This window comes from Aeromonas sp. FDAARGOS 1411 (assembly GCF_019047125.1).
Classification (GTDB): Bacteria; Pseudomonadota; Gammaproteobacteria; order Enterobacterales; family Aeromonadaceae; genus Aeromonas; species Aeromonas veronii.
The window spans coordinates 3,808,339-3,831,100 of record NZ_CP077214.1; the positions used below are offsets into that span (position 1 = coordinate 3,808,339).

The 22,762-nt window shown below is 60.6% G+C and carries 19 protein-coding genes; 8 read left to right on the forward strand and 11 right to left on the reverse strand.

All coding sequences use genetic code 11. The annotated features are described in order from the left end of the window. Window positions 1-53: 53 nt before the first annotated feature. Window positions 54-1,067 (reverse strand): UDP-glucose 4-epimerase GalE, encoded by a 1,014-nt coding sequence (galE, locus tag I6L41_RS17220; RefSeq protein WP_216960287.1) that lies wholly within the window; start codon window positions 1,065-1,067, stop codon window positions 54-56. A 202-nt stretch (window positions 1,068-1,269) separates the two neighbouring features. On the opposite strand from galE, the gene I6L41_RS17225 reads away from it, so the two are divergent. The 6 genes from I6L41_RS17225 (at window position 1,270) to I6L41_RS17250 (ending at window position 11,146) form a co-directional block, all read left to right on the forward strand. Continuing rightward, the gene (locus I6L41_RS17225) at window positions 1,270-2,277 is read left to right on the forward strand and encodes a substrate-binding domain-containing protein (RefSeq protein WP_076494102.1); all 1,008 of its coding nucleotides are present in this window, start codon (window positions 1,270-1,272) and stop codon (window positions 2,275-2,277) included. Between the two features lie 189 nt (window positions 2,278-2,466). Beyond that, complete coding sequence (locus I6L41_RS17230; protein WP_216960290.1) at window positions 2,467-5,526, forward strand: beta-galactosidase; 3,060 nt, start codon at window positions 2,467-2,469, stop codon at window positions 5,524-5,526. Window positions 5,527-5,770: 244 nt separating this feature from the next. Beyond that, window positions 5,771-6,760 carry a galactose/glucose ABC transporter substrate-binding protein MglB gene (gene mglB, locus I6L41_RS17235; RefSeq protein WP_216960293.1) on the forward strand — a complete coding sequence of 330 codons (990 nt, stop codon included), beginning with the start codon at window positions 5,771-5,773 and terminating at the stop codon, window positions 6,758-6,760. A gap of 53 nt (window positions 6,761-6,813) precedes the next feature. After that, window positions 6,814-8,334 carry a galactose/methyl galactoside ABC transporter ATP-binding protein MglA gene (gene mglA / locus I6L41_RS17240; RefSeq protein ID WP_033136359.1) on the forward strand — a complete coding sequence of 507 codons (1,521 nt, stop codon included), beginning with the start codon at window positions 6,814-6,816 and terminating at the stop codon, window positions 8,332-8,334. A gap of 16 nt (window positions 8,335-8,350) precedes the next feature. After that, window positions 8,351-9,361: a galactose/methyl galactoside ABC transporter permease MglC gene (gene mglC / locus I6L41_RS17245; RefSeq protein WP_005342585.1), complete on the forward strand. Its 1,011-nt coding sequence runs from the start codon at window positions 8,351-8,353 to the stop codon at window positions 9,359-9,361. 51 nt (window positions 9,362-9,412) lie between these two features. After that, window positions 9,413-11,146: a methyl-accepting chemotaxis protein gene (locus I6L41_RS17250; protein ID WP_216960296.1), complete on the forward strand. Its 1,734-nt coding sequence runs from the start codon at window positions 9,413-9,415 to the stop codon at window positions 11,144-11,146. Between the two features lie 67 nt (window positions 11,147-11,213). On the opposite strand, the gene trmA is transcribed toward I6L41_RS17250, so the two are convergent. After that, window positions 11,214-12,347, reverse strand: coding sequence for a tRNA (uridine(54)-C5)-methyltransferase TrmA (trmA, locus tag I6L41_RS17255; RefSeq protein WP_139735457.1), 1,134 nt, complete (start codon window positions 12,345-12,347; stop codon window positions 11,214-11,216). A gap of 170 nt (window positions 12,348-12,517) precedes the next feature. Here trmA and I6L41_RS17260 point away from each other — a divergent pair, with 170 nt between their 5' ends. Both I6L41_RS17260 and I6L41_RS17265 read left to right on the forward strand, forming a co-directional pair. Continuing rightward, a complete protein-coding gene (locus tag I6L41_RS17260) occupies window positions 12,518-13,660 on the forward strand; it encodes a DUF5610 domain-containing protein (protein WP_216960299.1) in 1,143 nt (380 codons plus the stop codon). An 89-nt stretch (window positions 13,661-13,749) separates the two neighbouring features. Then, window positions 13,750-14,283, forward strand: a complete 534-nt coding sequence (locus I6L41_RS17265; protein WP_216960301.1) for an ATP--cob(I)alamin adenosyltransferase — start codon at window positions 13,750-13,752, stop codon at window positions 14,281-14,283. Window positions 14,284-14,382: 99 nt separating this feature from the next. Here the strand turns inward: I6L41_RS17265 and malZ are convergent, their stop codons facing one another. The 9 genes from malZ to I6L41_RS17310 all read right to left on the reverse strand — a co-directional run bounded on the left by malZ (window position 14,383) and on the right by I6L41_RS17310 (window position 22,658). Further along, entirely contained in the window at window positions 14,383-16,212 is a 1,830-nt protein-coding gene (gene malZ / locus I6L41_RS17270) for a maltodextrin glucosidase (RefSeq protein WP_216960304.1), read from the reverse strand. Window positions 16,213-16,217: 5 nt separating this feature from the next. Continuing rightward, window positions 16,218-17,066, reverse strand: a complete 849-nt coding sequence (locus tag I6L41_RS17275) for an HDOD domain-containing protein (RefSeq protein WP_064341032.1) — start codon at window positions 17,064-17,066, stop codon at window positions 16,218-16,220. Window positions 17,067-17,136: 70 nt separating this feature from the next. Beyond that, window positions 17,137-17,553 carry an META domain-containing protein gene (locus tag I6L41_RS17280; protein WP_005340725.1) on the reverse strand — a complete coding sequence of 139 codons (417 nt, stop codon included), beginning with the start codon at window positions 17,551-17,553 and terminating at the stop codon, window positions 17,137-17,139. A 165-nt stretch (window positions 17,554-17,718) separates the two neighbouring features. Beyond that, window positions 17,719-19,080, reverse strand: a complete 1,362-nt coding sequence (yegD, locus tag I6L41_RS17285) for a molecular chaperone (protein WP_216960307.1) — start codon at window positions 19,078-19,080, stop codon at window positions 17,719-17,721. 92 nt (window positions 19,081-19,172) lie between these two features. Continuing rightward, a complete protein-coding gene (locus tag I6L41_RS17290; RefSeq protein ID WP_005340720.1) occupies window positions 19,173-20,162 on the reverse strand; it encodes a 2-hydroxyacid dehydrogenase in 990 nt (329 codons plus the stop codon). 74 nt (window positions 20,163-20,236) lie between these two features. Continuing rightward, the gene (locus I6L41_RS17295) at window positions 20,237-20,731 is read right to left on the reverse strand and encodes a CreA family protein (protein WP_047436441.1); all 495 of its coding nucleotides are present in this window, start codon (window positions 20,729-20,731) and stop codon (window positions 20,237-20,239) included. A 26-nt stretch (window positions 20,732-20,757) separates the two neighbouring features. After that, window positions 20,758-21,204 (reverse strand): DUF962 domain-containing protein, encoded by a 447-nt coding sequence (locus I6L41_RS17300; protein WP_216949964.1) that lies wholly within the window; start codon window positions 21,202-21,204, stop codon window positions 20,758-20,760. A 62-nt stretch (window positions 21,205-21,266) separates the two neighbouring features. Then, the gene (locus I6L41_RS17305) at window positions 21,267-22,124 is read right to left on the reverse strand and encodes a hypothetical protein (protein ID WP_042081792.1); all 858 of its coding nucleotides are present in this window, start codon (window positions 22,122-22,124) and stop codon (window positions 21,267-21,269) included. Window positions 22,125-22,271: 147 nt separating this feature from the next. Then, window positions 22,272-22,658, reverse strand: coding sequence for a TraR/DksA C4-type zinc finger protein (locus I6L41_RS17310; protein WP_005356952.1), 387 nt, complete (start codon window positions 22,656-22,658; stop codon window positions 22,272-22,274). Window positions 22,659-22,762: the final 104 nt, after the last annotated feature.

A 22,762-nucleotide genomic window follows, 5' to 3' on the forward strand; every position in this document is an offset into this window, starting at 1 on the left:
CCTGAATAAGGTATTGAAAAATAGGGTCGTCTATTAACAGGGAGCAGGCAGGCCTACTCCTCGTAACCGTTCGGATTGGCGGATTGCCAGCGCCAGCTATCGGCGCACATGGCGTCGATGTTGCGGGTCGCCCGCCAGCCCAGTTCCCGCTCTGCCTTGGCCGGATCGGCCCAGCAGGCGGCGATGTCGCCCGGGCGGCGCGGTTCGATGCGAAATGGCAACGGCTTGCCACAGGCAGCAGAGAAAGCGGCGACCAGCTGCAACACGCTCTGGCCCTCGCCGGTGCCCAGGTTGTAGGTGTGCACGCCACCCTTGCCGGCGCAGTGTTGCAGCGCCTTGACATGCCCTTCGGCGAGATCCATCACGTGGATGTAGTCGCGCACACCGGTGCCGTCCGGGGTGGGGTAATCGTTTCCAAAGACCGACAGGCAGTCGCGACGGCCGATGGCGACCTGGGTGATATAGGGCATCAGATTGTTGGGGATCCCCTGCGGGTCTTCACCCATGGTGCCCGATTCGTGGGCGCCGACCGGATTGAAGTAGCGCAGCAGGGTCATGCTCCAGTGGGGCTCGGCCAGCTGCAGATCCTCGAGGATCTCCTCGATGATCAGCTTGGAGCGACCGTAGGGGTTGGTAGCACTGCGGGGGAAATCCTCGCGGATCGGCAGGCTGGCGGGATCACCGTAGACGGTCGCCGAAGAGCTGAACACCAGATTGTGCACCCCGGCCCGTTTCATCGCCTGCAGCAGGGTGAGGGTGCCGCCGAGGTTGTTCTCGTAGTAATCCAGTGGAATGCGAGTCGACTCACCGACCGCCTTGAGGGCGGCAAAGTGGATCACAGCATCGATCTGCTGCTCGGCGAAGATCCGGTCCAGCAGGGCGGCATCGCGAATATCACCTTGATAGAAAACGGGTTGTTGGCCGCTGATGGCGGCGACTCTGGCCAGCACGCTGCGTTTGCTGTTGCCGAGGTTGTCGACCACCACGGGATTCATGTCTGCCGCTTGCAGGGCCAGACAGGTGTGGCTGCCGATATATCCGCAACCGCCGGTGACCAGAACGTTCATCTTGCTCTCCACTGAAAAAGCGTCTGGAAGCAGTCTAGCCGAGGGTGTGGCGACCAAACTGTGAGCTTGCTTGCAAAATGGTGTAAACGATTACACTGTTTTTGTGATCATCCTGACGGCAGATATGCGTTTCACCCCTGTTTTCAAAGGGTTTGCTGGGTATAATGGCGCTCTATTGCACAGTGAAAGAAGTGAAAACAGCATGAGCACCATCAAGGATGTCGCCCGTTTGGCCAATGTGTCGGTGGCAACGGTTTCACGGGTGATGAACAACTCCCCCAAGGCCAGCGCCGCGTCTCGCGAAGTGGTGCAGAAGGCCATGGCCGAACTGGGCTACACCCCCAACGCCAACGCGCGGGCACTGGTGAGCCAGACTTGCGACACCATGGGGGTGGTGGTCGGTGACGTGGCCGATCCCTTCTTCGGTGCACTGGTGAAGGGGGTCTCCGGCATCGCCGTCGAGCAGAACCTTCACCTGCTGATGGGTAACGGTTTTCACAAGGCGCGTCAGGAGCGTGAGGCGATCGAGCTGCTGATCGGCAAACGCTGTGAGGCGCTGGTGGTGCACAGCAAGGCGCTGAGCGACGAAGAGCTCTGCGACTACGCCATGCGGGTGCCCGGTATGGTGCTGATCAACCGCGATATTCCAGCCCTCAGGGGACGCTGCATCGCTCTCAACAATCGGCTGGGTGCGGCTACGGCGACTCGCCACTTGATCGAACTGGGTCACCGCCATATCGCCTTTATCAGCTCGGATCACGCCATCGAGGATGCCACCTTGCGCCTGCAGGGTTATCAGGATGGGCTAATGGAGGCGGGTCTGGCTGCCGATCCCGAGCTTATCGAGAGTGGCACCCCGAACGAGGAAGGGGGCGAGCGCGCCATGCTCAATCTGCTGGCCAAGGGGCTCAAGGTGACCGCCGTGGTGGCCTATAACGATGCCATGGCGGCTGGCGCCATCTCTGTGCTGGCGGACAACGGCCTGCGAGTGCCGGAGGAGGTCTCGGTGGTGGGCTTCGATGACATCATCTATGCCAGATATTTGCGCCCCAAGCTCTCCACCATGCGCTATCCCATCGAGCTGATGGCAGCCCAGGCGGCCAAGCTGGCCATTCAGCTGGCGGCGGGGGAGAGTGACGCGACCCAGAGCCGGATCTATACCCCCACCCTGATCAATCGTCACTCGGTGGCACCGGTTCGGGCCGGATAGCCCCCTTTTGTGGCCCTGTTCGGGGCCGTTTCTTGCACAGTTATTGTTTTACCTATTTTTAATCATTTTTACTCCGCTTTACTTAACAAAATTAGTGTAATCGTTTACATCTGTGTGAGCGAGATCGCCGTTCCCTGCGTCATACTTCTCTAGACTGAATACGTTTTCCAATCAGCAGGGAGAGAGTGAATGCTCAGGGAGATAGTGGCGCGTCAGGATTGGCAGACTCAGGCTATTACGTCGGTAAACCGGCTGGCAGCCCATACCCCCATGTTCAGCTGGCGCAGCGAAGCGGATGCCAGGGGTGATCTGGCCTCTTCCTCCCGTCTCTTGCTCGATGGCGAGTGGCGCTTCTCCTTCTTTGCCGCTCCCGAATTGGTGCCCGAGAGTTGGCTGGCGCAGGATCTGGTGGATGCTTGCCCCATTACAGTGCCGGGCAACTGGCAGCTGGATGCCGCCTATCCGGCCGCGCGGCCGCCCACCGATGGCCCCATCTATACCAATATCAAGTACCCCTTTCCCTGCGATCCACCGCGAGTGCCGGCAGAGAACCCCACCGGTTGCTACTCCCGCGAGTTCGAACTGCCCGCCGACTGGCTGGCAAGCGGTCAGAGCCGGATCATCTTCGACGGGGTGAGCAGCGCCTTCCACCTGTTCTGCAACGGTCGCTGGGTCGGTTACTCTCAGGACAGTCGCCTGCCCGCCGAATTCGATCTGACCCCATATCTGCTGGCCGGTCACAACCGGCTGGCGGTGCTGGTGTTGCGCTGGTCTGACGGCTCCTATCTGGAAGATCAGGATATGTGGTGGCTGTCTGGGATCTTCCGCTCCGTCAGCCTGTTGCACAAACCGGCCCGTCATCTGATGGATATCCGGGTCACCCCCGATCTGGATGCCTGCTATCGGGATGGCCGTCTCAAGATTGCCCTGCAAGCGGCCAATGCGGCCGGTCTGTCGGTAGAGGCCAATCTCTATGACGGTAGCGAGCGGATCGCGACCCTGCGCCAGCCGATAGGCACCCAAGCCATTGATGAGAAAGGGGCGTATGACGATCGTGCCGAGCTGTGGCTCGACGTGGCTGCGCCGCGCAAGTGGAGCGCCGAGACGCCCCATCTCTATCGCCTGACCCTGACCCTGCTGGACGAGCTGGGCCAGGCCATCGAGAGCGAGGCGTGCGATGTGGGCTTTCGGGTGGTGGAGATCCGTGGTGGCCTGCTGCGGGTCAACGGTCAGCCGCTGCTTATTCGTGGTGCCAACCGTCATGAACACCATCCCGCCAAGGGTTATGCCATCGATCGCGCCACCATGGATCGGGATCTGGTGCTGATGAAGCGGCACAACTTCAATGCGGTGCGCTGTTCCCACTATCCCAACCACCCCGATTTCTATCGCCTCTGCGATCGGCTCGGTCTCTATGTGGTGGACGAGGCGAATCTGGAGACTCACGGCATGACCCCCATGGGGCGGTTGGCGCGGGATCCTGCCTGGAGCAACGCCTTTCTGGAGCGGGCCACCCGCATGGTGGCACGGGATTTCAACCACCCCTCTATCATCATCTGGTCGCTGGGCAACGAGTCGGGTTACGGCCCAGCCCACGATGCCATGTATGGCTGGATCAAGCGCAGTGACCCGAGCCGTCCGGTGCAGTACGAGGGGGGAGGGGCCGATACCCCGGCCACCGACGTCATCTGTCCCATGTATGCAAGAACCCATCAGGATCAACCCTTCCCGGCGGTGCCCAAGTGGGCGCTGGCCAAGTGGATTGGCCTGCCGGAAGAGACCCGACCGCTGATCCTCTGCGAATATGCCCATGCCATGGGCAACAGCCTGGGGGGCTACGCCCACTACTGGCAGGCGTTTCGCGACCATCCACGCCTGCAGGGCGGGTTCGTCTGGGATTGGGTCGATCAGGGGCTCGACAAATACACCGCCGATGGTCGCCACTACTGGGGCTATGGCGGTGACTTCGGCGATGTGCAAAACGATCGCCAGTTCTGCTGCAACGGCCTGCTGTTCCCGGATCGCACTCCCCATCCTGCCCTGTTCGAGGCAAAGCGCGCTCAGCAGCCGTTCCGCTTCACTCTGCTTGAGCACACCCCGCTGCGAGTGCGGATCGAGAGTGAATACCTGTTTCGGGAAACCGACAATGAGCGGCTGTGCTGGCAGCTGAGTGAAAACGGCCAAGTGGTGCTGGAGGGGGAGGTGTCTCTCGCGCTGGCAGCGCAAGGGGTGGTCGAGTTGACTCTGACCGGGACGCTACCCGCCTTTGCGGCGGGCTCGCAGGCCTGGCTCGATCTGGCCATCTTCCAGCCGAATGCCACCCCCTGGTCTGCGGCTGGGCACGAGGTGGCGCGCCAGCAATTCATGCTGCCGTCACCGCTGGCGCTACCTGCACCAGTTAGCCCTGCGGTTATGGTTGAGCTGGTCGACGGCTGGCTGGTCACCACTGCTAACAGTCAGTGGCGGCTCGACAAGCAGAGCGGCCGCATCACCAGCTGGCTGAAGTCGGGGCTGGAGCAGTTGCTGACGCCGATCATGGATCACTTCTACCGCGCGCCGCTCGACAACGACATCGGCACCAGCGAAGCGGATCACGCCGACCCCAACTCCTGGATTGCCCGCTGGCAGGCATGTGGCCTTGAGCAGTGGCAGCACCGCTGTCTGGGCGTGGTGGTTGGCGGTAGTGAGCTGCGGGTGACTCACGGCTATTTCCATCAGGAGCAGTTGCAACTGCTGAGTCATTGGCACCACCGTTTTGCTGACGACGGCACCATGAGTCTCGACATCGAGTGCGAACTGGCGCAGGCGCTGCCTTCGCTGCCGCGGATCGGTCTGCTAATCCATCTGGCTGACCCGGTTGAGCAGGTGCAGTGGCTGGGACGCGGCCCCCACGAAAACTATCCGGATCGCCTGCTGGGAGCTGATCTGGGGCGCTGGAGCCTGCCGCTGGAGGCGATGCACACCCCTTACGTCTTCCCGACCGACAACGGCTTGCGCTGCGATACCCGCGAGCTGCAGCTGGGTGGACTGCGGGTGAGTGGCGCTTTCCATTTCAGCGTCAGTCGCTTCAGCCAGCAGCAGCTGGCCACAGCCCGTCACCAGAGCGATCTGGTGGCAGAGGAGGGGCTGTGGGTCTGCCTCGATGGTGCTCACATGGGAGTGGGCGGGGATGACTCCTGGAGCCAGAGCGTGCGCCCCGAGTATCAGCTGACCGCCCGTCGCTATCGCTGGCACTGCACCCTTGGTTGAGCTTTTTGACAACAGCCCGTTAGCGACTAGCCTCAATGCTGCGGAATAGATTGAGTCCAAAAATTAACGCTCGGATTTATGTTTTTGAAAAATAAGAAAAAGATTCAATGTAACAGAGTGTAATCGTTTTCATTTTGTCGTCATGATCACAGAAGAAATGACAACAAATTGATTACATTGAATGGCGATTGCTCAATAGCTCGCCACCCTACAACTCATGGATAGATACATCGGAGCACACACAATGAAAAAAATGACGACCGTTGCTGCCCTGCTGCTGGGCCTGATGGCTGGTGCCACTGCTGCCCACGCTGAAACCCGCATCGGGGTGACCGTCTACAAATATGACGACAACTTCATGGCGGTGGTACGCAAGGCGATCGAGAAGGAAGCGGCTGCCAACCCCGGGGTTGAGCTGCTGATGAACGACTCCCAGAACGACCAGTCCAAGCAGAACGACCAGATCGACGTGCTGCTGGCCAAGGGCGTGAAGGCGCTGGCCATCAACCTGGTTGACCCGGCTGCCGCTCCCGTGGTGATTGAAAAGGCCCGTGGCGAAGATATTCCGGTAGTCTTCTACAACAAGGAGCCGAGTGCTGCCGATCTGGCCAGCTACGACAAGGCCTACTACGTGGGCACCGACTCCAAGGAGTCAGGGATCATCCAGGGTCAGCTGATTGCCAAACACTGGAAAGCCCATCCGGAGTGGGATCTGAACAAGGATGGCGTGATCCAGTTCGTGCTGCTGAAAGGGGAGCCGGGCCACCCGGATGCCGAAGCGCGCACCTCCTACGTGGTCAAGACCCTGAACGATGGCGGCGTCAAGACCGAGCAACTGCACATGGATACCGGTATGTGGGATACCGCGATGGCGAAAGACAAGATGGACGCCTGGATCTCCGGCCCCAACGCCAGCAAGATCGAAGTGGTCATCGCCAACAACGACGGCATGGCAATGGGTGCGGTTGAGTCACTGAAAGCCCAGGGTAAGACTGCCATTCCGGTATTCGGCGTCGATGCGCTGCCGGAAGCGTTGGCCATGGTCAAGAGCGGTGCCATGGCGGGTACCGTGCTGAACGATGCGGCCAACCAGGCCAAAGCCACCTTCGAGCTGACCAAGAACCTGGCTGAAGGCAAACCGGCCGGTGAAGGCACCAAGTGGAATATCGTCGACAAGGTAGTACGTGTTGCCTACGTCGGTGTGGATAAAGACAACCTGTCCCAATTCGAGTAATTCCCTCCTCCAGGGCAAGGGAGATCCCCTTGCCCTTTTTTCAACCAGATGTGATGGCTGATATGACAACACAGCAACAATCAGAATGGCTGTTGGAGATGATTGACGTCAGTAAGAGCTTTCCCGGCGTCAAGGCACTCGATAATGTCAATTTACGGGTCCGTCCTCATTCTGTGCATGCGTTGATGGGCGAGAACGGAGCGGGAAAATCCACACTGCTCAAGTGCCTGTTCGGCATTTACGAGAAGGATCAGGGCAAGATCTTCTTCAAGGGGCAGGAGATCAACTTCACCTCCTCCAAAGAGGCGCTGGAAAATGGCGTCTCCATGGTGCATCAGGAGCTCAACCTGGTGTTGCAGCGTACCGTGATGGACAACATGTGGCTCGGCCGCTACCCCACCAAGGGGTGGTTTATCGACCACGGCAAGATGTATGACGACACCAAGCGCATCTTCGATGAGCTGGATATCGACATCGACCCCAAGGTGAAGGTCGCGACCCTGTCGGTCTCCCAGATGCAGATGATCGAGATCGCCAAGGCGTTCTCCTACGATGCCAAGATCGTCATCATGGATGAGCCTACCTCCTCCCTGACCGAGAAAGAGGTGAACCACCTCTTCAAGATCATCAACAAGTTGAAGGATAAGGGGTGCGGCATCGTCTACATCTCTCACAAGATGGAGGAGATCTTCCAGCTCTGTGACGAGATCACCATATTGCGGGATGGCCAGTGGGTGGCAACCCAGCCGCTCAAGGGCATGACCATGGATCAGATCATCGGGATGATGGTCGGCCGTGAACTGACCCAGCGTTTCCCGGAAAAGACCAACCAGCCGAAAGAGGTGATCCTCGAGATCGAACACCTGACGGCGAAGAACCAGCCCTCCATTCAGGATGTGACCTTCAACCTGCACAAGGGGGAGATCCTCGGCATCGCCGGACTGGTCGGGGCCAAGCGCACCGACATCGTCGAGACCCTGTTCGGCATTCGCGATCGCAGCCAGGGCAGCATCAAGCTGCATGGCAAAGAGGTGGCCAACCACAACGCCCACGAAGCGATCCGCAACGGCTTTGCGCTGGTGACGGAAGAGCGCCGCTCCACCGGTATCTACTCCCGGCTCGATATCGCCTTCAACTCCTTGATCGCCAACATGGACAGCTACAAGGGCTCCATGGGGCTGCTCAGCGACAACAAGATGAAGAGCGATACCCAGTGGGTGATCGACTCCATGCGGGTCAAGACGCCGACCCAGCAGACCCAGATCGGTTCCCTCTCCGGGGGCAACCAGCAGAAGGTGATCATCGGTCGCTGGCTGCTGACCCAGCCGGAGATCCTGATGCTCGATGAGCCCACCCGTGGCATCGACGTCGGGGCCAAGTTCGAGATCTACCAGCTCATCCTGGAGCTGGCGAAGAAGGATAAAGGGATCATCATCATCTCGTCAGAGATGCCGGAATTGCTGGGGATCACCGACCGCATCATGGTCATGAGCAACGGCCGGGTCGCCGGGATCGTCAATACCAAAGAAACTGACCAGAGCGAGATACTGCGCCTGGCATCTCTGTACCTCTAGAGACAGGAAGACATTTATGGAGTCGGCTAAAAATTTCAATCTGATGCAGGCGCTCAAGGAAAACGCCATCTATCTGGTGCTGCTGGTGCTGCTCATGGTCATCGTGATCCAGGAGCCCTCCTTCCTGAGCCTCACCAACTTCAGCAACATCCTGACCCAGTCTTCGGTGCGGGTCATCATAGCACTGGGGGTGGCGGGTATCATTATCACCCAGGGGACGGATCTCTCGGCCGGTCGTCAGGTCGGTCTGGCGGCACTCATAGCGGCAACCATGCTGCAGGCGCTGACCAACGTCAACAAGGTGTTCCCGACGCTGGGGGAGGTGCCCATTCCTGCGGTGATCCTGCTGGTGTGTGTGGTGGGGGCGCTGATCGGGCTGGTTAACGGCCTCATCGTGGCCTACCTGAACGTCACCCCGTTCATTACCACTCTGGGCACCATGATCATCGTTTACGGTATCAACTCCCTCTACTTTGACTCGGTCGGGGCCTCGCCGGTGGCCGGGTTTGACCCTCGCTTCTCCAGCTTCGCCCAAGGGTTTATCCGGATAGGAGGATTCAAGCTCTCCTATCTTACCTTCTACGCGGCCATCGCCAGCGTCTTTGTCTGGGTGCTGTGGAACAAGACCCGCTTTGGCAAAAACATCTTCGCCATCGGCGGCAACCCCGAGGCTGCCAAGGTCTCCGGCGTCAATGTTGCGGTCAATCTGGTGATGATCTATGCGCTGGCAGGGGTCTTCTACGCCTTCGGCGGCATGCTGGAAGCGGGCCGTATCGGTAGCGCCACCAACAACCTCGGCTTCATGTACGAGCTGGATGCCATCGCGGCGTGCGTGGTGGGCGGGGTGTCGTTTGCCGGCGGGGTGGGAACGGTCGCGGGTGTGATTACCGGCGTACTTATCTTCACCCTGATCAACTATGGCTTGACCTATATCGGCGTCAGCCCTTACTGGCAGTTCATCATCAAGGGCGGCATCATCATTCTGGCGGTGGCCCTGGACTCCATGAAGTACGCCAAGAAGAAGTAACGATTGGCAGGGAGGGTTGGCGTTGCCAGCCCTCTCTTCTGGAGGGAACCCATGCCATTCAAGGTCAAGATTTACCTCTTGCTGCTACTGGCCATTCTGGTCACCATCGGCACTGCCGGGCTCAGCGTGAATCACTTCATCAGTGGTTACATTCGCACTCAGGCCACCCACAACATCAACGAACAGATCACCTTGGTCAAAGAGAAGCTGGCCAGCGACATCAATCAGAAGATCCTGTTGGCCGCCAACCTCAACTTCGGGGTGACCAACGTCAAGAAGACCCTGCAAGAGACCGGCTTTCACAACATCGTCAAGGTGATCGGCGACATGGCCTTCGACGTGAGCGGGGTCATCAACGACAACGCCAAGGTCGATGCCCTGCGCAAGCTGATCCCCGCCGCCAACAACCAGATCACCGTCAGCCCGCTGCAACAGGTGGATGGCAAGCCGGTCATCACCATTCTGGTGCCGCGCGGTGCCGATTCCGCCTATCTCTACTACCTCGACATGAGCGAGTTCAAAAGCCTGCTGGAGAAGATGAGTGGCGATGGCCGCTACTTCTCGTTGGCCGACAGTCAGGGCAACAGCCTCTATGACAGCAAGCCGCAAGGGGAGAGCGAGGCACGCCCCAACCAGCTGGATATTCGCGGCAGCAGCTGGACCCTGACCGGCTACATCGATCTTGACTACATCCGTGCCATGACCCGGGCCCTCAACGGCCAGATCATCATGGCGCTGTGCGGCGTGGCGATCGTGGTGATGGTGCTGGCGATGCTGGCGCTCAATGTGGCCTATCGCCCCATCCTCTCGCTGCGGGATCTGGTGCTGGAGCTCTCCCGTGGCAGTGGCGATCTCACCCGCCGGCTGGCGGTGACCAGCAAGGATGACCTTGGCCAGATCTCGGCCGGCATCAACCGCTTTATCGAGCGGTTGCAGGAGATGATGGGGGAGGTGCGACAGGCGAGCGGCCAGCTCAACAGCGGTATCGAGGGGCTGGCCAGTCAGACCGGCGCCGCCCAGTCTCTGCTGGCGGACCATGTGCGTGAGACCGAGCAGGTGGTGACTGCCATCAACGAGATGAGCCGCACCGCGGTCTCCGTCTCCGAGAGTGCGGCCAGCACCGCCCAGCTCACCGGCCAGAGCCAGCAGCTGGCGAGCCAGTCCCGTCAGGTGGTGGATCAGGCGATGGCCAGCGTGATGGCGCTGGTGGACGAAGTGGAAGCCACTGCCCGCTCCATCGAAGCGATGCAGCAGGATGTGCAGCAGATTGGCTCAGTGCTCGGGGTGATCGGCAGCATTGCCGAACAGACCAACCTGCTGGCCCTCAACGCCGCCATCGAGGCGGCCCGCGCTGGTGAACAGGGGCGTGGCTTTGCGGTGGTGGCAGACGAAGTGCGTTCCCTCGCGGCCCGTACCCAGCAGAGCACAGCCGAGATCCAGACCATGCTGGCCAGTCTGCAGCGGGGCACCCGCACCGTGGTGGATGCCATGGGCAACACCAAGCAGAGCTGTCAGGGGGCGGCCGAGAACACCACAAAGGTCAACGAGTCGCTGGATCTGATGGCAGGAGAAGTGGTGGAGATCAACGATCTCATCAGCCATATCGCCACGGCGGCGGAGCAGCAGAGCGCGGTGGCCGAAGAGATCAACCGCAACATGAGCGCCATCGCCGAAGTGATCCGCCGGCTGACCCACAATGGCGAAGCGACGGTCGCCAGCTCTGCGGCGATGCAGCAGACCTACGACCGGCTGCGGGAGATCGTGGGTCACTTCCGGCTGGAGTGAGGCCGATGTTCAGTCAATAACAAAACAGGGCCATCCGGCCCTGTTGTTGTTTTCCTGTCTGCCTGAATCAACCGGCCTTGCGGCGCAGATAGACCCCGGCTTCCATGTGATGGGTCCAGGGGAACTGGTCGAACAGGGCGAAACGGGCGATCTCGTGGGTTTCGCCCAGTACCGCCATGTTGGCCTGCAGAGTCTCGGGGTTGCAGGAGATATAGAGGATGTTGTCGTACTCCTGCACCAGCTTGACGGTGGCATCGTCGAGACCGGCGCGGGGCGGGTCAACGAAGATGGTGTTGCACTGGTAGCTCTTGAGATCGACCCCCTTGAGGCGGTTGAACTCCCGCTCGCCACGCATCGCCATGGTGAACTCCTCTGCCGACATGCGCAGGATGATCAGGTTGTCGACGCCGTTGGCGGCGATGTTGAACTGGGCGGAGTCGACGCTCGGCTTGGCGATTTCGGTGGCCAGCACCTTGCGGAAGTTCTGCGCCAGCGCGATGGAGAAGTTGCCGTTGCCGCAATAGAGCTCCAGCAGGTCCCCTTCGCTCCCCTTGGTCACATCCAGCGCCCAGGCCAGCATCTGCTCGTTGATGGCGGCGTTGGGCTGGGTGAAGCTGTTCTCCACCTGCTTGTAAGTTAGCTGGCGACCCGCCACGTTGAGCTGTTCGATGACGAAGTCATCCCCCAGACAGATCTTCTGCTTGTGGGCGCGGCCAATCAGCTGTAGCTCGAACCCCTTGGCACGCAGATCTGCCTGCAGCGCTTCGGCGGCCTGTTGCCACTCGGCCTCCAGCTTGCGGTGATAGAGCAGGCTGACAATGATCTGGCCGGACTGGGTGGAGAGGTAGTCGATCTGGAACAGCTTGCGGCGCAGCACCGGGTGTGGGCGCAGCCCCTCCAGCAGCAGCGGCATCAACTGGTTGATGAGGCGGCTGGCGGTAGGGAAGTGGTCTATCTTGATGATCTCTTTGGTCGCCGGGGCATACATGCAGTGGAAGAGGTCATCCCCTTCGTGCCAGATGCGAAATTCGGCGCGCATCCGGTAGTACTCCGCCGGTGAGCTGTGCACTTCCAGTGCCGGGAGGGTGAAGCCGGCAAACAGCTCGGTGAGGCGAGCGCGCTTTTCGTCGAGTTGGGCCTGATAGTCGGCCGCGGTTCTAGGCGCCGGAGCGTTCGCGGAAGGCTGTTGGGATTGGGTCATAAATACCTCACATGCACACCGGCCGGGCCGGGTCGAAATCGGGGGAAGGCAACAGGCCACCCAAAGGGGCCCGATTTTAAAAGCCAGCCGCAGATTGTCCAGCATTTTGTGGTCAAGAAGTGTTCAGTCAGGCCGATAGCTGATCTACAGGCATGGTGGGAGGACACATTATGCAGATCGAAGGCGTGGGCGCAGCCCAACCCAAGGGAGTGGGTGTTTCTCCCAAATCGCCCCAACAGGCGGAGCAGAAACAGGTCAAGAGCGAGGAGGCTGTCTCCTTGCACAAGCCGCCCAAGTGGGCGCAGGTTTTGATCCAGCAGGCATTGCAGTTCTCGCTGGAGATCAACGGCCAAGGCTATCAGGCGCCGAAGGTGAAAGAGCCCGAGGAGATCACGCCGGAGACCCTGTTCGACTTCCAGTCGGTGGCTGACAACGTGCTGCAGTTTGTGACCGGGCGGCTTGGCGCCGCACGGGCTGATGGCAAATCTGACGACGACCTGACCGGGATGATGGAGCAGGCCCGCAAGGGGGTCGACAAGGGCTTTGACGAGGCGAAGAAGCAGCTCGGCAAGTGGGCGACCGACAACGACGACATCAAAACCGGTATCGATCAGAGCTACAAGCTGATCCAGAAAGGGCTCGAGGAGTTCGAGAAGGAGTTCTTCGGCAAGGTTTCTCCGACCGACATGGGGCAGGCCGAGATGGCCAGCCGCCAGCAGGGGTATCTGGAGATCCAGACCAAGGATGGCGACAAGGTGGTGCTGCGCTTCAACGACAGCTGGCAGACCAAGTCCCAGACCAGCGAGAGCGGCAGCCAGTTCAGCCTCAAGTCGAGCCAGAGCTTCAGCTTCTCGCTGGAGGGGGACCTCAGCAGCGACGAGATGGAGTCCATCGGCAAGCTGGTCAAGGGAATCGATGAGCTGGCGGGGAACTTCTTCTCCGGCAACTTCGAGGATCTGCTGGACAAGGCGGGCGAGCTGAAACTGGATGACAGCCAGCTGGCCTCCTACTCTCTCAAGCTCAAGCAGAGCGTCAAGCTGAGCCAGACCTATCAGGGGGCGCACTCCCTGCAGGATCTGATCAAGCCGTTTGCCGACTACCTGCCCAAGCTGGATCAGGTGCAGAAACAGGCGGATAGCCTGCTGCCCCCAGCCCAACAACAGGCGTTGACCCCGGCCGTGCTGGCCGCGAGAGGGGAAGGGGAACCGGCGCAGGTCGATCGCTTCACCAGCTTCAACCAGCGGATGCTGGAGGCGCTGCGGATGATCAACCAGTTCCAGCCCTCCACCGAGCCCGCCAGTAAGAACGCCTGAGCCACAGTGCGTAACGCAAGTAATGACCTGCCGTTTGCCAGCCCTTCCCGGGGCTGGCAAACTGGCCTTTTCTCCAATCCGGTTGCCCCATGAACCCCAAGAAGCCAAGAGACAAGCGCGAGCTCTGCTACCCCTTTATCTTCGAAACCTCGTTCAAATGTGATTTTGAAATCGCCACCGACGAGCTCTGCTGTCAGGTCGGGGCCGTGCTGTCACACCTTGCGCCGGATGCCGATACCGAGCCCATGCTGGCGGATCTCGCGGCGTTGCAGCGGCTTATCTACAACCTCAACGGCTCGGTGCGCGGCAAGCTGGGGATCTTCAATGCAGATCTTGAGTGGCTCAAGGCCCGTTACGACCACTACAACGAGGCGAGTCGCGGCAGCGTCACCGGTTTTGTGCTGCCACAGGGGCCACAGCCCATTCCCACCCTCCATCTGTGCCGCTGCGGTAGCAAGAAGGTGGTGCGGCTGCTGGTCCGGCTGGAAGAGAGCGAGGTGGCCTTCGATCCCATTCTCTATCGCTTCGCCAACCTGCTGGCCAACTTCTTCTTCGTGCTCACCGTCTACCTCAAGCAGCGCTGGCAGGTGCCGGAAGTGCCCTACGTCAGCATCAATTACTGATGGCGGCTGGTTAGCGGCCAGACGTCATGGTGGATTGAACGGAATAAAAAACCGGAGCCTTGGGCTCCGGTTTTGCTTTTCAGCGCGTAAGTTGCCCGCTCAGCTGGAGATCAGCACCCGGGCCGAGTTGGCGGGGATGGTGAGCTGCACCTCGCCCTGCACCACTTCAAACTTCTCACCGTTGAAGGCGTCGGTGAAGCGGCTGGCAGGGCTGGCGGTCTGCCACAGGGGCAAGCTGATGGTGCGCGGCTCGCTCGGGTGGCGGTTGCAAGCCACTACCACCTGATCGCTTTGCAGGGTACGGGCGAACACATAGCTGTGGGGCCCGGCGTAGAGGGTCTGGATATCGCCACGGCGCAGGGAGGGGCGCTGACGGCGGATCTGGATCAGCCGGCGATAGTGGTCGTGCAGCACGTGATCCCAGTCTGTGGTATCCCACGGGAAGCAGCGGCGACAGTCCGGGTCGTTGCCGCCAGAGAGCCCCACTTCATCGCCGTAGTAGATGGACGGCACGCCGATATAGGTGAGCAGCAGGGTGGCCGCGAGGCGCATCCGCTGCTTGTCTTCGCCCAGCAGGTGGAGGAAGCGTGCAGTGTCGTGGCTGTCCAGCAGGTTGAACTGGGTCAGCTGGTTCTTGAACGGGATGTGAGCCCGCGCCAGTTTGAGCCAGCGATCCAGCTCTTCGGCGCTGATCTTGATGGGGTGGTAAGCGATATCCTGCCCCGCGAGGAAGGCGCGGATCGGGTGGGCGAAGCCGTAGTAATTCATGGCACCATCCTCCTGATCCCCTTGCAGCCACTGGCTCGCCTCGAAGAAGTGTTCGCCGAGCACATAGGCGTCCGGGTTCTCCTGCTTCACTGCCCCGCGAATGGCGCGTACATGGCTGCGGTTGCCCTCGGCGGTGCCGCGCTCGCCCAGCATGTGGATGACGTCAAAGCGCCAGCCATCGATCTGGTAGGGGGCGCGCATCCAGTAACGGAGGATGGCGTCGTCGGCCCGATAGACGGCGTCCTGTACCTTCTCGCAGGAGAAGTCGAGCTTGGGTAGGCTGCGAATGCCCTTCCAGCTGACGTAATCCCCTTCTTTGTCAAAGGTGTAGAAGCTGCGCCACGGGGAGTCCGGGTTGCTCTGGGCCCCCAGTGGCGGGCAGAACCAGGGGTGCTCGGTAGAGGTGTGGTTGACCACCGCATCGAGGATGATCTTCATGCCACGCTGGTGCAGGTTGCGGGTCAGCTCGGCGAACTGCTCGTTGCTGCCGAGGTGGGCATCGACCTTGAAGTAGTCCTGAGTGTCGTACTTGTGGTTGCTCGGTGAATCGAAGATGGGGTTGAGGTAGAGCGCCGTCACCCCGAGAGATTGCAGATAGTGCAGCTTGGCATCGATCCCCGCCAGATCGCCGCCGTAAAATTCGCAGGCGCCGTGGCCCTCTTCATGACGGCTGACCGGCTCGCCCCACGCTTTGCTGATCACCGCTTTGCCGCGGTACTCGTACTCGTGATGCTTGACGCTCAGCGACGGATCGCCGTTGCAGAAGCGGTCGGGGAAAATCTGGTAGAACACCTGATCCTGCACCCAGGCCGGTGGCTGGTGCAGGCTGTTGAAGCGAAAATGCTGCTCCCGTGGCGGCATGGACGCGCTGACGCCCGCCCCGTGCAGCCACCACTGCTCCTCGTCGGTGAGGCACTTGAAGCTGTAGAGGTGGATATCTTGTCCCTTGATGAGCGGCAGAGTCGCCTGCCATACCTGCAGCCGATCGCGGGTGGAGACTGCCGTCATCGGGATCAGGTACTCCTCGTTATCCGGCTCGTGGCGCAGCCACACCTCGCGGATCGGCGCATCCAGCTCGCTAAAGAGGGTCAATTGCAGTGCGTCGGCGCTCTCTTTGAACCAGGGCGCCACCTGGGGATGAAACAGAAACGGATGGGTCATGATGCTTATTGAGTCAGAAGATCGGCGAGGGCATTACCCTGTTCATGCAGTGTTTCGAGCTGGCCTGCCAGCGACTTGGGATCCAGTCCCAACTGGTCGGCGAGCGGTTTGGGGAAGCGGGCGATGATGGCCTGGGCAGGCACGCCCGCGTTCCAGGCGAAGGAGATAAACACGGCGAGGCGGATCAGCACCGCCTCCTTGCTGACCGGATCGTGGGAGAGCGGGTCAAGCTGTTGGGAGATGGCATCGACGAAGGCCTCGGAGAGGTTCCAGCGCCGCGCCAGCTCGGCACCAAGCTGGGCATAGTCGTAGCCCAGCATCTCCCGCTGGGCCTCGACCCGGCTGCTGCCGTTCTGGATCGCCATGTTGATGAGCTCAGCCTCTTCCGGCAAGGTGCTCTGGATAAGCAGTTCGCCGATGTTGTGGATCAGGGCGCAGGTAAAGGCGGTCTCGGGATCCATCACCTTGGCCTCCTGCGCCAGGGTCTTGGCGATGGTGGCGACCTGGAAGGTCTCGGTCCAGAACTTGTTCTTGTCGAAGCTGGGCGGGGCCTTGAAGGTACCGATGATGCCGGAGGCGACCACCACGGAGCGCAGCCGGTTGAAGCCGAGCCGGATCACCGCCTGTTCGATGGAGGTCACTTCGTTGCCCCGGCGCAGGGCGGCCGAGTTGGCCATCCGCAGCACCTTGACGCTGATCACCTGATCCATGGCGATCTTGGCCGCAATCTCGTCGATGCGGGCATTCTCGTCGTTGAAGCTCTGCATCAACTCGTGCAGCAGCTTGGGAATAGTGGGGAGTTGTTTGATCTTGTCAAACAGGCGATCCATCGACATGGCTGAGGCAGCCTCCATTGCGAACTCTGCCTCATATTGTGCCACAGCCGGACAACATGTTCCTGTTTGTGATGCGGCTTTGTGAGCGCTAGAACACCCAGTCGCGCAAGGTGTATTCCAAACGGTGCTGTTTGCCCTGCAGGATCAGGTTCTGACTGGTGCCGCTCAAGGTCGCCCCCTCGGTAAGGGTGGTCAGTACAGCCTGTTCGATAGTGTCGAGCGGCGGCATGCAGGCCATTTCGGTGCTGCCCAGACTGGTGACCCACAGCTTGTCATCTTCCAGATGGCCCTGACCGAAGTAGCGGTTGCAACCGGCGATGCCGTTGACGGTGAAGTGCTCGCCGATCTCGAAATCGGGGGGATTGTCGCGGGGGGCCTTGATCGGTTCGCCATCCAGTTTGCTCAGTACCCAGTGGTGGTGTTGCAGATCTTGCTGAACAAAGGCGGTCGAGCTGCAGCCAGCGAGCAGTAACAGGGGGATCAGCAAAAAGGGCAATCTGGGCATGAGGCGGCTCCGGTTGGGGGAGCGTCAAGAATACCCTTTTTGGGCAGTCGGGAGCAGGGCGGGAGAGGGGACGACCGACCGCTTCTGTCGCCCCTTGTCCCGCACGACTGTCGCTTAATGGCAACACACGGGTGATGTTGCCATCAATTTACGCTATCTCAGGGATCAGTTGGTGAATAGGCGCTCGGCATAACGGGCGAGACCGGCGGCCACCGAGCCGAAGTCATCGCCACCCTCAAGCGGGATGGAGGGGAGCTTCTGGCGGATAAAGCTGGCGATCAGCGGCGAGCGGGCGCTACCACCGGTGACGAAGATGCGATCCGGCTGCACACTGGCGGCGGCAATTGCTTCGTCCATCAGCTCGCCAATCTTCTCCAGCAGCAGGGCCGAGGCGTTGGCCAGCTGTTCGCGGGTCAGTTCCGCTTCCAGCCCTTTTTCCAGCTCGGCCAGCGACTGGCGATTGAGTTCCTGCTCCGAGAGGGCGATTTTGCCCTGCTCGGCACGCCATACCAGCTGGTGGCTCAGCTTGTGTGCCCGCAGGTTGGCCAGACGCCCCAGCTTGCTGCCGGGCTGGCTGTCGAGCTGCAGATCCTGCAGCTGGCGGGCGGTGTCGAGGCTGTAGAAGCGGCTCTGGGCGCTGACGTCATTGATGGCGGCCGCATCCCAGAACAGCGGGTGGGGCAGCGGCTTGCCGGTCTTGAGGGTCTCGTGCATGCCGAGCAGCGGCATCATCCCTTCCACCGTCAGGCGGATGTCGAAGTCGTTGCCGCCGATCCGCTGGCCGCTGTGGCCAAGCAGATCGCTGCTGCGATCCAGCTGATCGCGGTAGCTCGGGCCCATCCGCAGCATGGAGCAGTCGGTGGTACCGCCGCCGATATCCACCACCAGTACCACGGCGTCTTCGGTGAGGCGCGCCTCGAATTCAAACCCGGCGGCCACCGGCTCGTAGAGGAACTCCACCTGCTCGAAACCGGCCAGACGGGCCGCCTCGGTCAGGATGGCGATAGCTTGCTGGTTGCTCTCTTCCCCCGCCAGCCCCTGGAAGTTGACCGGTCGACCGATCACCGCCTGGCGGATAGGGGCGCCGAGCTGCTGCTCCGCCTGTTGGCGGACATGGAGCATCATGGCGCAGACAATGTCTTCAAACAGGGCGATCTGGGGGGCCTTGAGGCCATAGGCACCGAGGAAGGATTTCGGCGATTTGATGTAGTAGCCGTCGTCCGGCTCTTCCAGATAGCGCTCCAGTGCAGCGCCGCCAAAGCTCAGCTCGTCGATCAGTCCCTCTTCGCGCATCTGGCGGCGAACCATCTGGGCACGGGTGACCACGGGGCCACGCAGCTTGAGGTACTCCGCCTGCTGGGCGGGGGCCAGCCCTTCGGCCAACAGACCGGCGATAGCATCCCGGTGGGGGGCATGCAGGGTGGAGGGGAGATAGCGGGATGCACCAAGATTCAGCAGCCTGGGGCTACCTTGTTCCATCACGGCCACGGCACAGTTGGAGGTGCCGTAATCAAATCCGATAAACATGGGCGCCAGACTCCTGAATAAAAAAGGGGGGGTAGCCTACCCGAAGGCGCCGGGTCTCACAACCCGGCGCGTGACGAAGAGAGGGCGAGCCCTTATTCCACTTCGTTGTCGCAGCGGCCCTGGCTCTCGATGGCGCGGATATTGCCGAGGGTGGTATCGGCGATGGCGTGCAGCGCCTCGCGGGTCAGGAATGCCTGATGGCCGGTGAACAGCACGTTGTGGCAGGCGGACAGACGGCGGAACACGTCATCGGTGATCACCTCGTTGGACTTGTCGGAGAAGAAGAGATCCTCTTCCTCTTCGTAGACGTCCAGCCCCAGTGCGCCGATACGGGAAGTCTTGAGCGCCTCGATGGCGGCGTTGGAGTCGAGCAGGCCCCCACGGCTGGTGTTGATGATCATCACCCCGTCCTTCATCTTGGCGAATGCCTCCTTGTTCAACAGGTGGTAGTTCTCTTTGAACAGCGGGCAGTGCAGGCTGATGATATCGGATTGGCGGAACAGGGTATCGAGATCCACATACTCGGCTCCCAGCTCGATGGCTGCCGGATTCTGGTAAGGATCGTTGACCAGCAGGCGAACCCCGAACCCCTTGAGGATGCGCAGGGCGGCCAGACCGATCTTGCCGGTGCCGATGACGCCGACCGTCTTGCCATGCATGTTGAAGCCGACCAGCCCTTCCAGCGAGAAGTTGGCGTCGCGGGTGCGCTGATAAGCCTTATGGATGCGGCGGTTGAGGCACATCATCATGCCGACGGCGTGTTCTGCGGTCGCCTCGGGGGAGTAGGCGGGCACCCGCACCACTTTCAGCCCCAGCTCTTTGGCGGCGGCCAGATCCACGTTGTTGTAACCGGCGCAGCGCAGGGCGATCACCTGGGTGCCGTTGGCAGCCAGTTCGGTCAATACCTCGCGGTCGGCATCGTCATTGACGAACAGACACACCACCGGGAAGCCGTGAGCCAGTCGGGCCGTTTTGGCCTCCAGCCGCACATCGAAAAACTCCAGGTCGAAGCCGTACTGGCTGTTGGCCTGGTTGAAATGCTCTTTGTCATAGCTCTTGGTACTGAATACGGCGACTTTCATGGTATGTGCTCCGCAGCGTGTGTGTCGTCAAATTACAACAAAATGGGTCAGCTATCACCGGACAAACCGGCTGGTTATTGTCCCCACGGCATAATGGGAACGGCGCTGACTGCACTCTTGTACGAACCATCCACCAGTTTGGTGCTGTAGGTCAGGTAAACCAGTGCATTGCGTTTCTTGTCGTAAAAACGCACCACTTTCTGCTCCTTGAACACCAGCGAGGTGCTGACATCGAACACCTCTTCCCCCGCTTTCAGCTTTTCGGGCAGGGTGATGGGGCCGATCTGGTGGCACGACAGGGAGGCGTGGGAGGGATCTTCCGCCAGTCCCAGCCCGCCTTTTACACCACCTGTCTTGGGGCGCGCCAGATAGCAGGCGACGCCGTCGATGCGCGGGTCGTCGAACGCCTCCACCAGGATCTTGTGGTTGGGGCCAAACAGCTTGAAGGCGGTGCTCACTTCACCGACGGTATCAGCCTTGTCGGCCAGCGCCGGGCCGGCAAACAGGGCCCCCAGTAGCAGGGGCAGGGCGCGGCGCAGGGCGTTATGTCGCGTGTGGTTATGTGTCATGGTCTCTCCTGTTGGCCCGGCATTCCTCAATAGGGAATGCCCAGGCGACGATAGAGGCTGGCAAGCACCCAGGCGGGGCCTATCAGCAGAAATTGCAGGTCGGCGAGGAAGGAGGGGCGCTTGCCCTCGATCTTGTGGCCGACAAACTGGGCTATCCAGAGCAGCACGAACGCTGCCACCGAGGGCCACAGCAGCGGCCCCTGCCACTGGTGGCAGAAGGCCAGCCCGAGCGCGGTCAGTCCGGCCATCCCCGCGAACAGCGAAAACGACAGCTGCAAATAGAACAGCAGCACCGGAATGGCTGCCACTGCCGCCCAGTTGAGGGGCTCTGGCAAGGGCCCGTGTGGCAGACACCAGAGCAGCGCCAGCGAGCAGAGATAGATGCCCGGCACCGCCAGTTTGTGGATGGCGACGTTTGTCGGATGGCGATGGCTCTGGCCGTACTGCGCAAACCACTCCTGGATTCCCTTCATGGCACCTCCCTGGCGCACTGTGTTCTCGCTGCCTGACCTTCGTGGTCAGGCGCTCGCGATGCTTATCCCTGCGGTGGATACTCCCAATATTGGGCCGGAATGGATTTTAGCAACGGGGTCATATCCGGATTGGGCAGGGCGATGGTGACCCGCTGATCGAGGTTGGCGCTGGCGAGCGCTTCGCGGATCTTGGGGTTGTCATTGAAGAACTTCATAAAGCTGCCATCGGCATAGGCCCGCTCCAGCCCGGTCTGAATCGCCTTGGCCAGCTTGGGGTATTCGGGGCTGACGAAGAAGAACTGGGCGAAGGGGTAGCGGATCAGCAGATGCTGCTCGATAGCGAGGTTGGGATACTGCGCCACCAGCTCGCTGCGCTCGGCGAAGATCTCCACCAGGGCGCGCGGGAAGAAGTCGATCTTGTCGCCGTCGTTGATAAGGCGAAACAGGCTGCTGTATCGGCCGGAGAAGGTCGGGATGCCCGCATTTTCCAGAATTTTGTTATCGGCCCAACCGACCCCTTGCGCCGCCTTAAGCTGTTTGAGGTCGGCCAGGGTATTGATCTGGTTGAACTTCTCCTGAGCGTCCGCGTGGATGAACGACAACCGCAATCCTTCCAGCCCGCGAAACAGCGGAATGGGGACGGCAATCAGGGAGGATTCGAGTGCGCTGGAGGTGCCCATCCAGAAGACGTTGATGGTCTTGCCCTTGCTCAGCTGCTGCTGGAGGGTGAACTGGTTGAGGTCGAGTTCGACAGGCTGGATGCGAAAGGGTTGCCCGGAGCGGGTCAGGGCCAGTTCGAGCAGCTTGTACTGGTACTCCTGGTCAAGATTGTTGACGGGACGGCTGGGGACCTTGACCGTCAGAACCTGTGCTTGTGCCAGCAGTGGCAGGCACAAACACAGCTTGATGAGCCATTTCACTCTCTGTTCTCCTGTAGATTCCGGAAGGTGTCCGGAGTCTAACAGAACTTGTCACCATCTTGCTGCGAGGCGTTGTGCAAGGTTTGAGCGCGGGGCCCTGCCTTGCTGGCGTCTGTTGCACCAGAATGGTGACGGTTCTTCGAAGAATCAGGCGACGCGACGGAACACGTGGGTATCGTTAAATTCCTTGGTGCTCTGGCACTCGACGCAGAAACGGGATTCCGGACGGGCATGCAGCCGCTTGAGGGAGATCTCGTCACCGCAAGATTCGCAGTAACCAAAATCCCCTTCGCTGATGCGCTTCAATGCGCCCCGCAGCTTGCGCAGGTGCAGCTTGTCGTGCTCGATGCGGTTCAGCTCCAGACGGCGGGCTTCCTCGATACTGGCACGGTCAATTTCATCAGCCATCTCGTTGGTGTCGGTGGCGATGGCCTGGCTGGCCTGGGAGTTCAGGCGCTCTTCGAGCTCGACGATCTGTCGCTCGATCTGCCCCTTGTAAAAGGCCAGTTGGTCTTCAGTCATGAAATCACACATACGATTAACTACCAGTCAGTTTACTAACCCAATTATCCCTGTTTATGGGGGCTGTCTGCCTACAGACCAAGCCCTTGTATCCCGATTTGCACCTGTTTCATGCA

Excerpts from the sequence above, each read along its gene's own strand:
- galE (WP_216960287.1), bottom strand. The coding sequence starts at position 1,067 with ATGAACGTTCTGGTCACCGGCGGTTGCGGATATATCGGCAGCCACACC.
- I6L41_RS17225 (WP_076494102.1), top strand. The coding sequence starts at position 1,270 with ATGAGCACCATCAAGGATGTCGCCCGTTTGGCCAATGTGTCGGTGGCA.
- I6L41_RS17230 (WP_216960290.1), top strand. The coding sequence starts at position 2,467 with ATGCTCAGGGAGATAGTGGCGCGTCAGGATTGGCAGACTCAGGCTATT.
- mglB (WP_216960293.1), top strand. The coding sequence starts at position 5,771 with ATGAAAAAAATGACGACCGTTGCTGCCCTGCTGCTGGGCCTGATGGCT.
- mglA (WP_033136359.1), top strand. The coding sequence starts at position 6,814 with ATGGCTGATATGACAACACAGCAACAATCAGAATGGCTGTTGGAGATG.
- mglC (WP_005342585.1), top strand. The coding sequence starts at position 8,351 with ATGGAGTCGGCTAAAAATTTCAATCTGATGCAGGCGCTCAAGGAAAAC.
- I6L41_RS17250 (WP_216960296.1), top strand. The coding sequence starts at position 9,413 with ATGCCATTCAAGGTCAAGATTTACCTCTTGCTGCTACTGGCCATTCTG.
- trmA (WP_139735457.1), bottom strand. The coding sequence starts at position 12,347 with ATGACCCAATCCCAACAGCCTTCCGCGAACGCTCCGGCGCCTAGAACC.
- I6L41_RS17260 (WP_216960299.1), top strand. The coding sequence starts at position 12,518 with ATGCAGATCGAAGGCGTGGGCGCAGCCCAACCCAAGGGAGTGGGTGTT.
- I6L41_RS17265 (WP_216960301.1), top strand. The coding sequence starts at position 13,750 with ATGAACCCCAAGAAGCCAAGAGACAAGCGCGAGCTCTGCTACCCCTTT.
- malZ (WP_216960304.1), bottom strand. The coding sequence starts at position 16,212 with ATGACCCATCCGTTTCTGTTTCATCCCCAGGTGGCGCCCTGGTTCAAA.
- I6L41_RS17275 (WP_064341032.1), bottom strand. The coding sequence starts at position 17,066 with ATGGAGGCTGCCTCAGCCATGTCGATGGATCGCCTGTTTGACAAGATC.
- I6L41_RS17280 (WP_005340725.1), bottom strand. The coding sequence starts at position 17,553 with ATGCCCAGATTGCCCTTTTTGCTGATCCCCCTGTTACTGCTCGCTGGC.
- yegD (WP_216960307.1), bottom strand. The coding sequence starts at position 19,080 with ATGTTTATCGGATTTGATTACGGCACCTCCAACTGTGCCGTGGCCGTG.
- I6L41_RS17290 (WP_005340720.1), bottom strand. The coding sequence starts at position 20,162 with ATGAAAGTCGCCGTATTCAGTACCAAGAGCTATGACAAAGAGCATTTC.
- I6L41_RS17295 (WP_047436441.1), bottom strand. The coding sequence starts at position 20,731 with ATGACACATAACCACACGCGACATAACGCCCTGCGCCGCGCCCTGCCC.
- I6L41_RS17300 (WP_216949964.1), bottom strand. The coding sequence starts at position 21,204 with ATGAAGGGAATCCAGGAGTGGTTTGCGCAGTACGGCCAGAGCCATCGC.
- I6L41_RS17310 (WP_005356952.1), bottom strand. The coding sequence starts at position 22,658 with ATGTGTGATTTCATGACTGAAGACCAACTGGCCTTTTACAAGGGGCAG.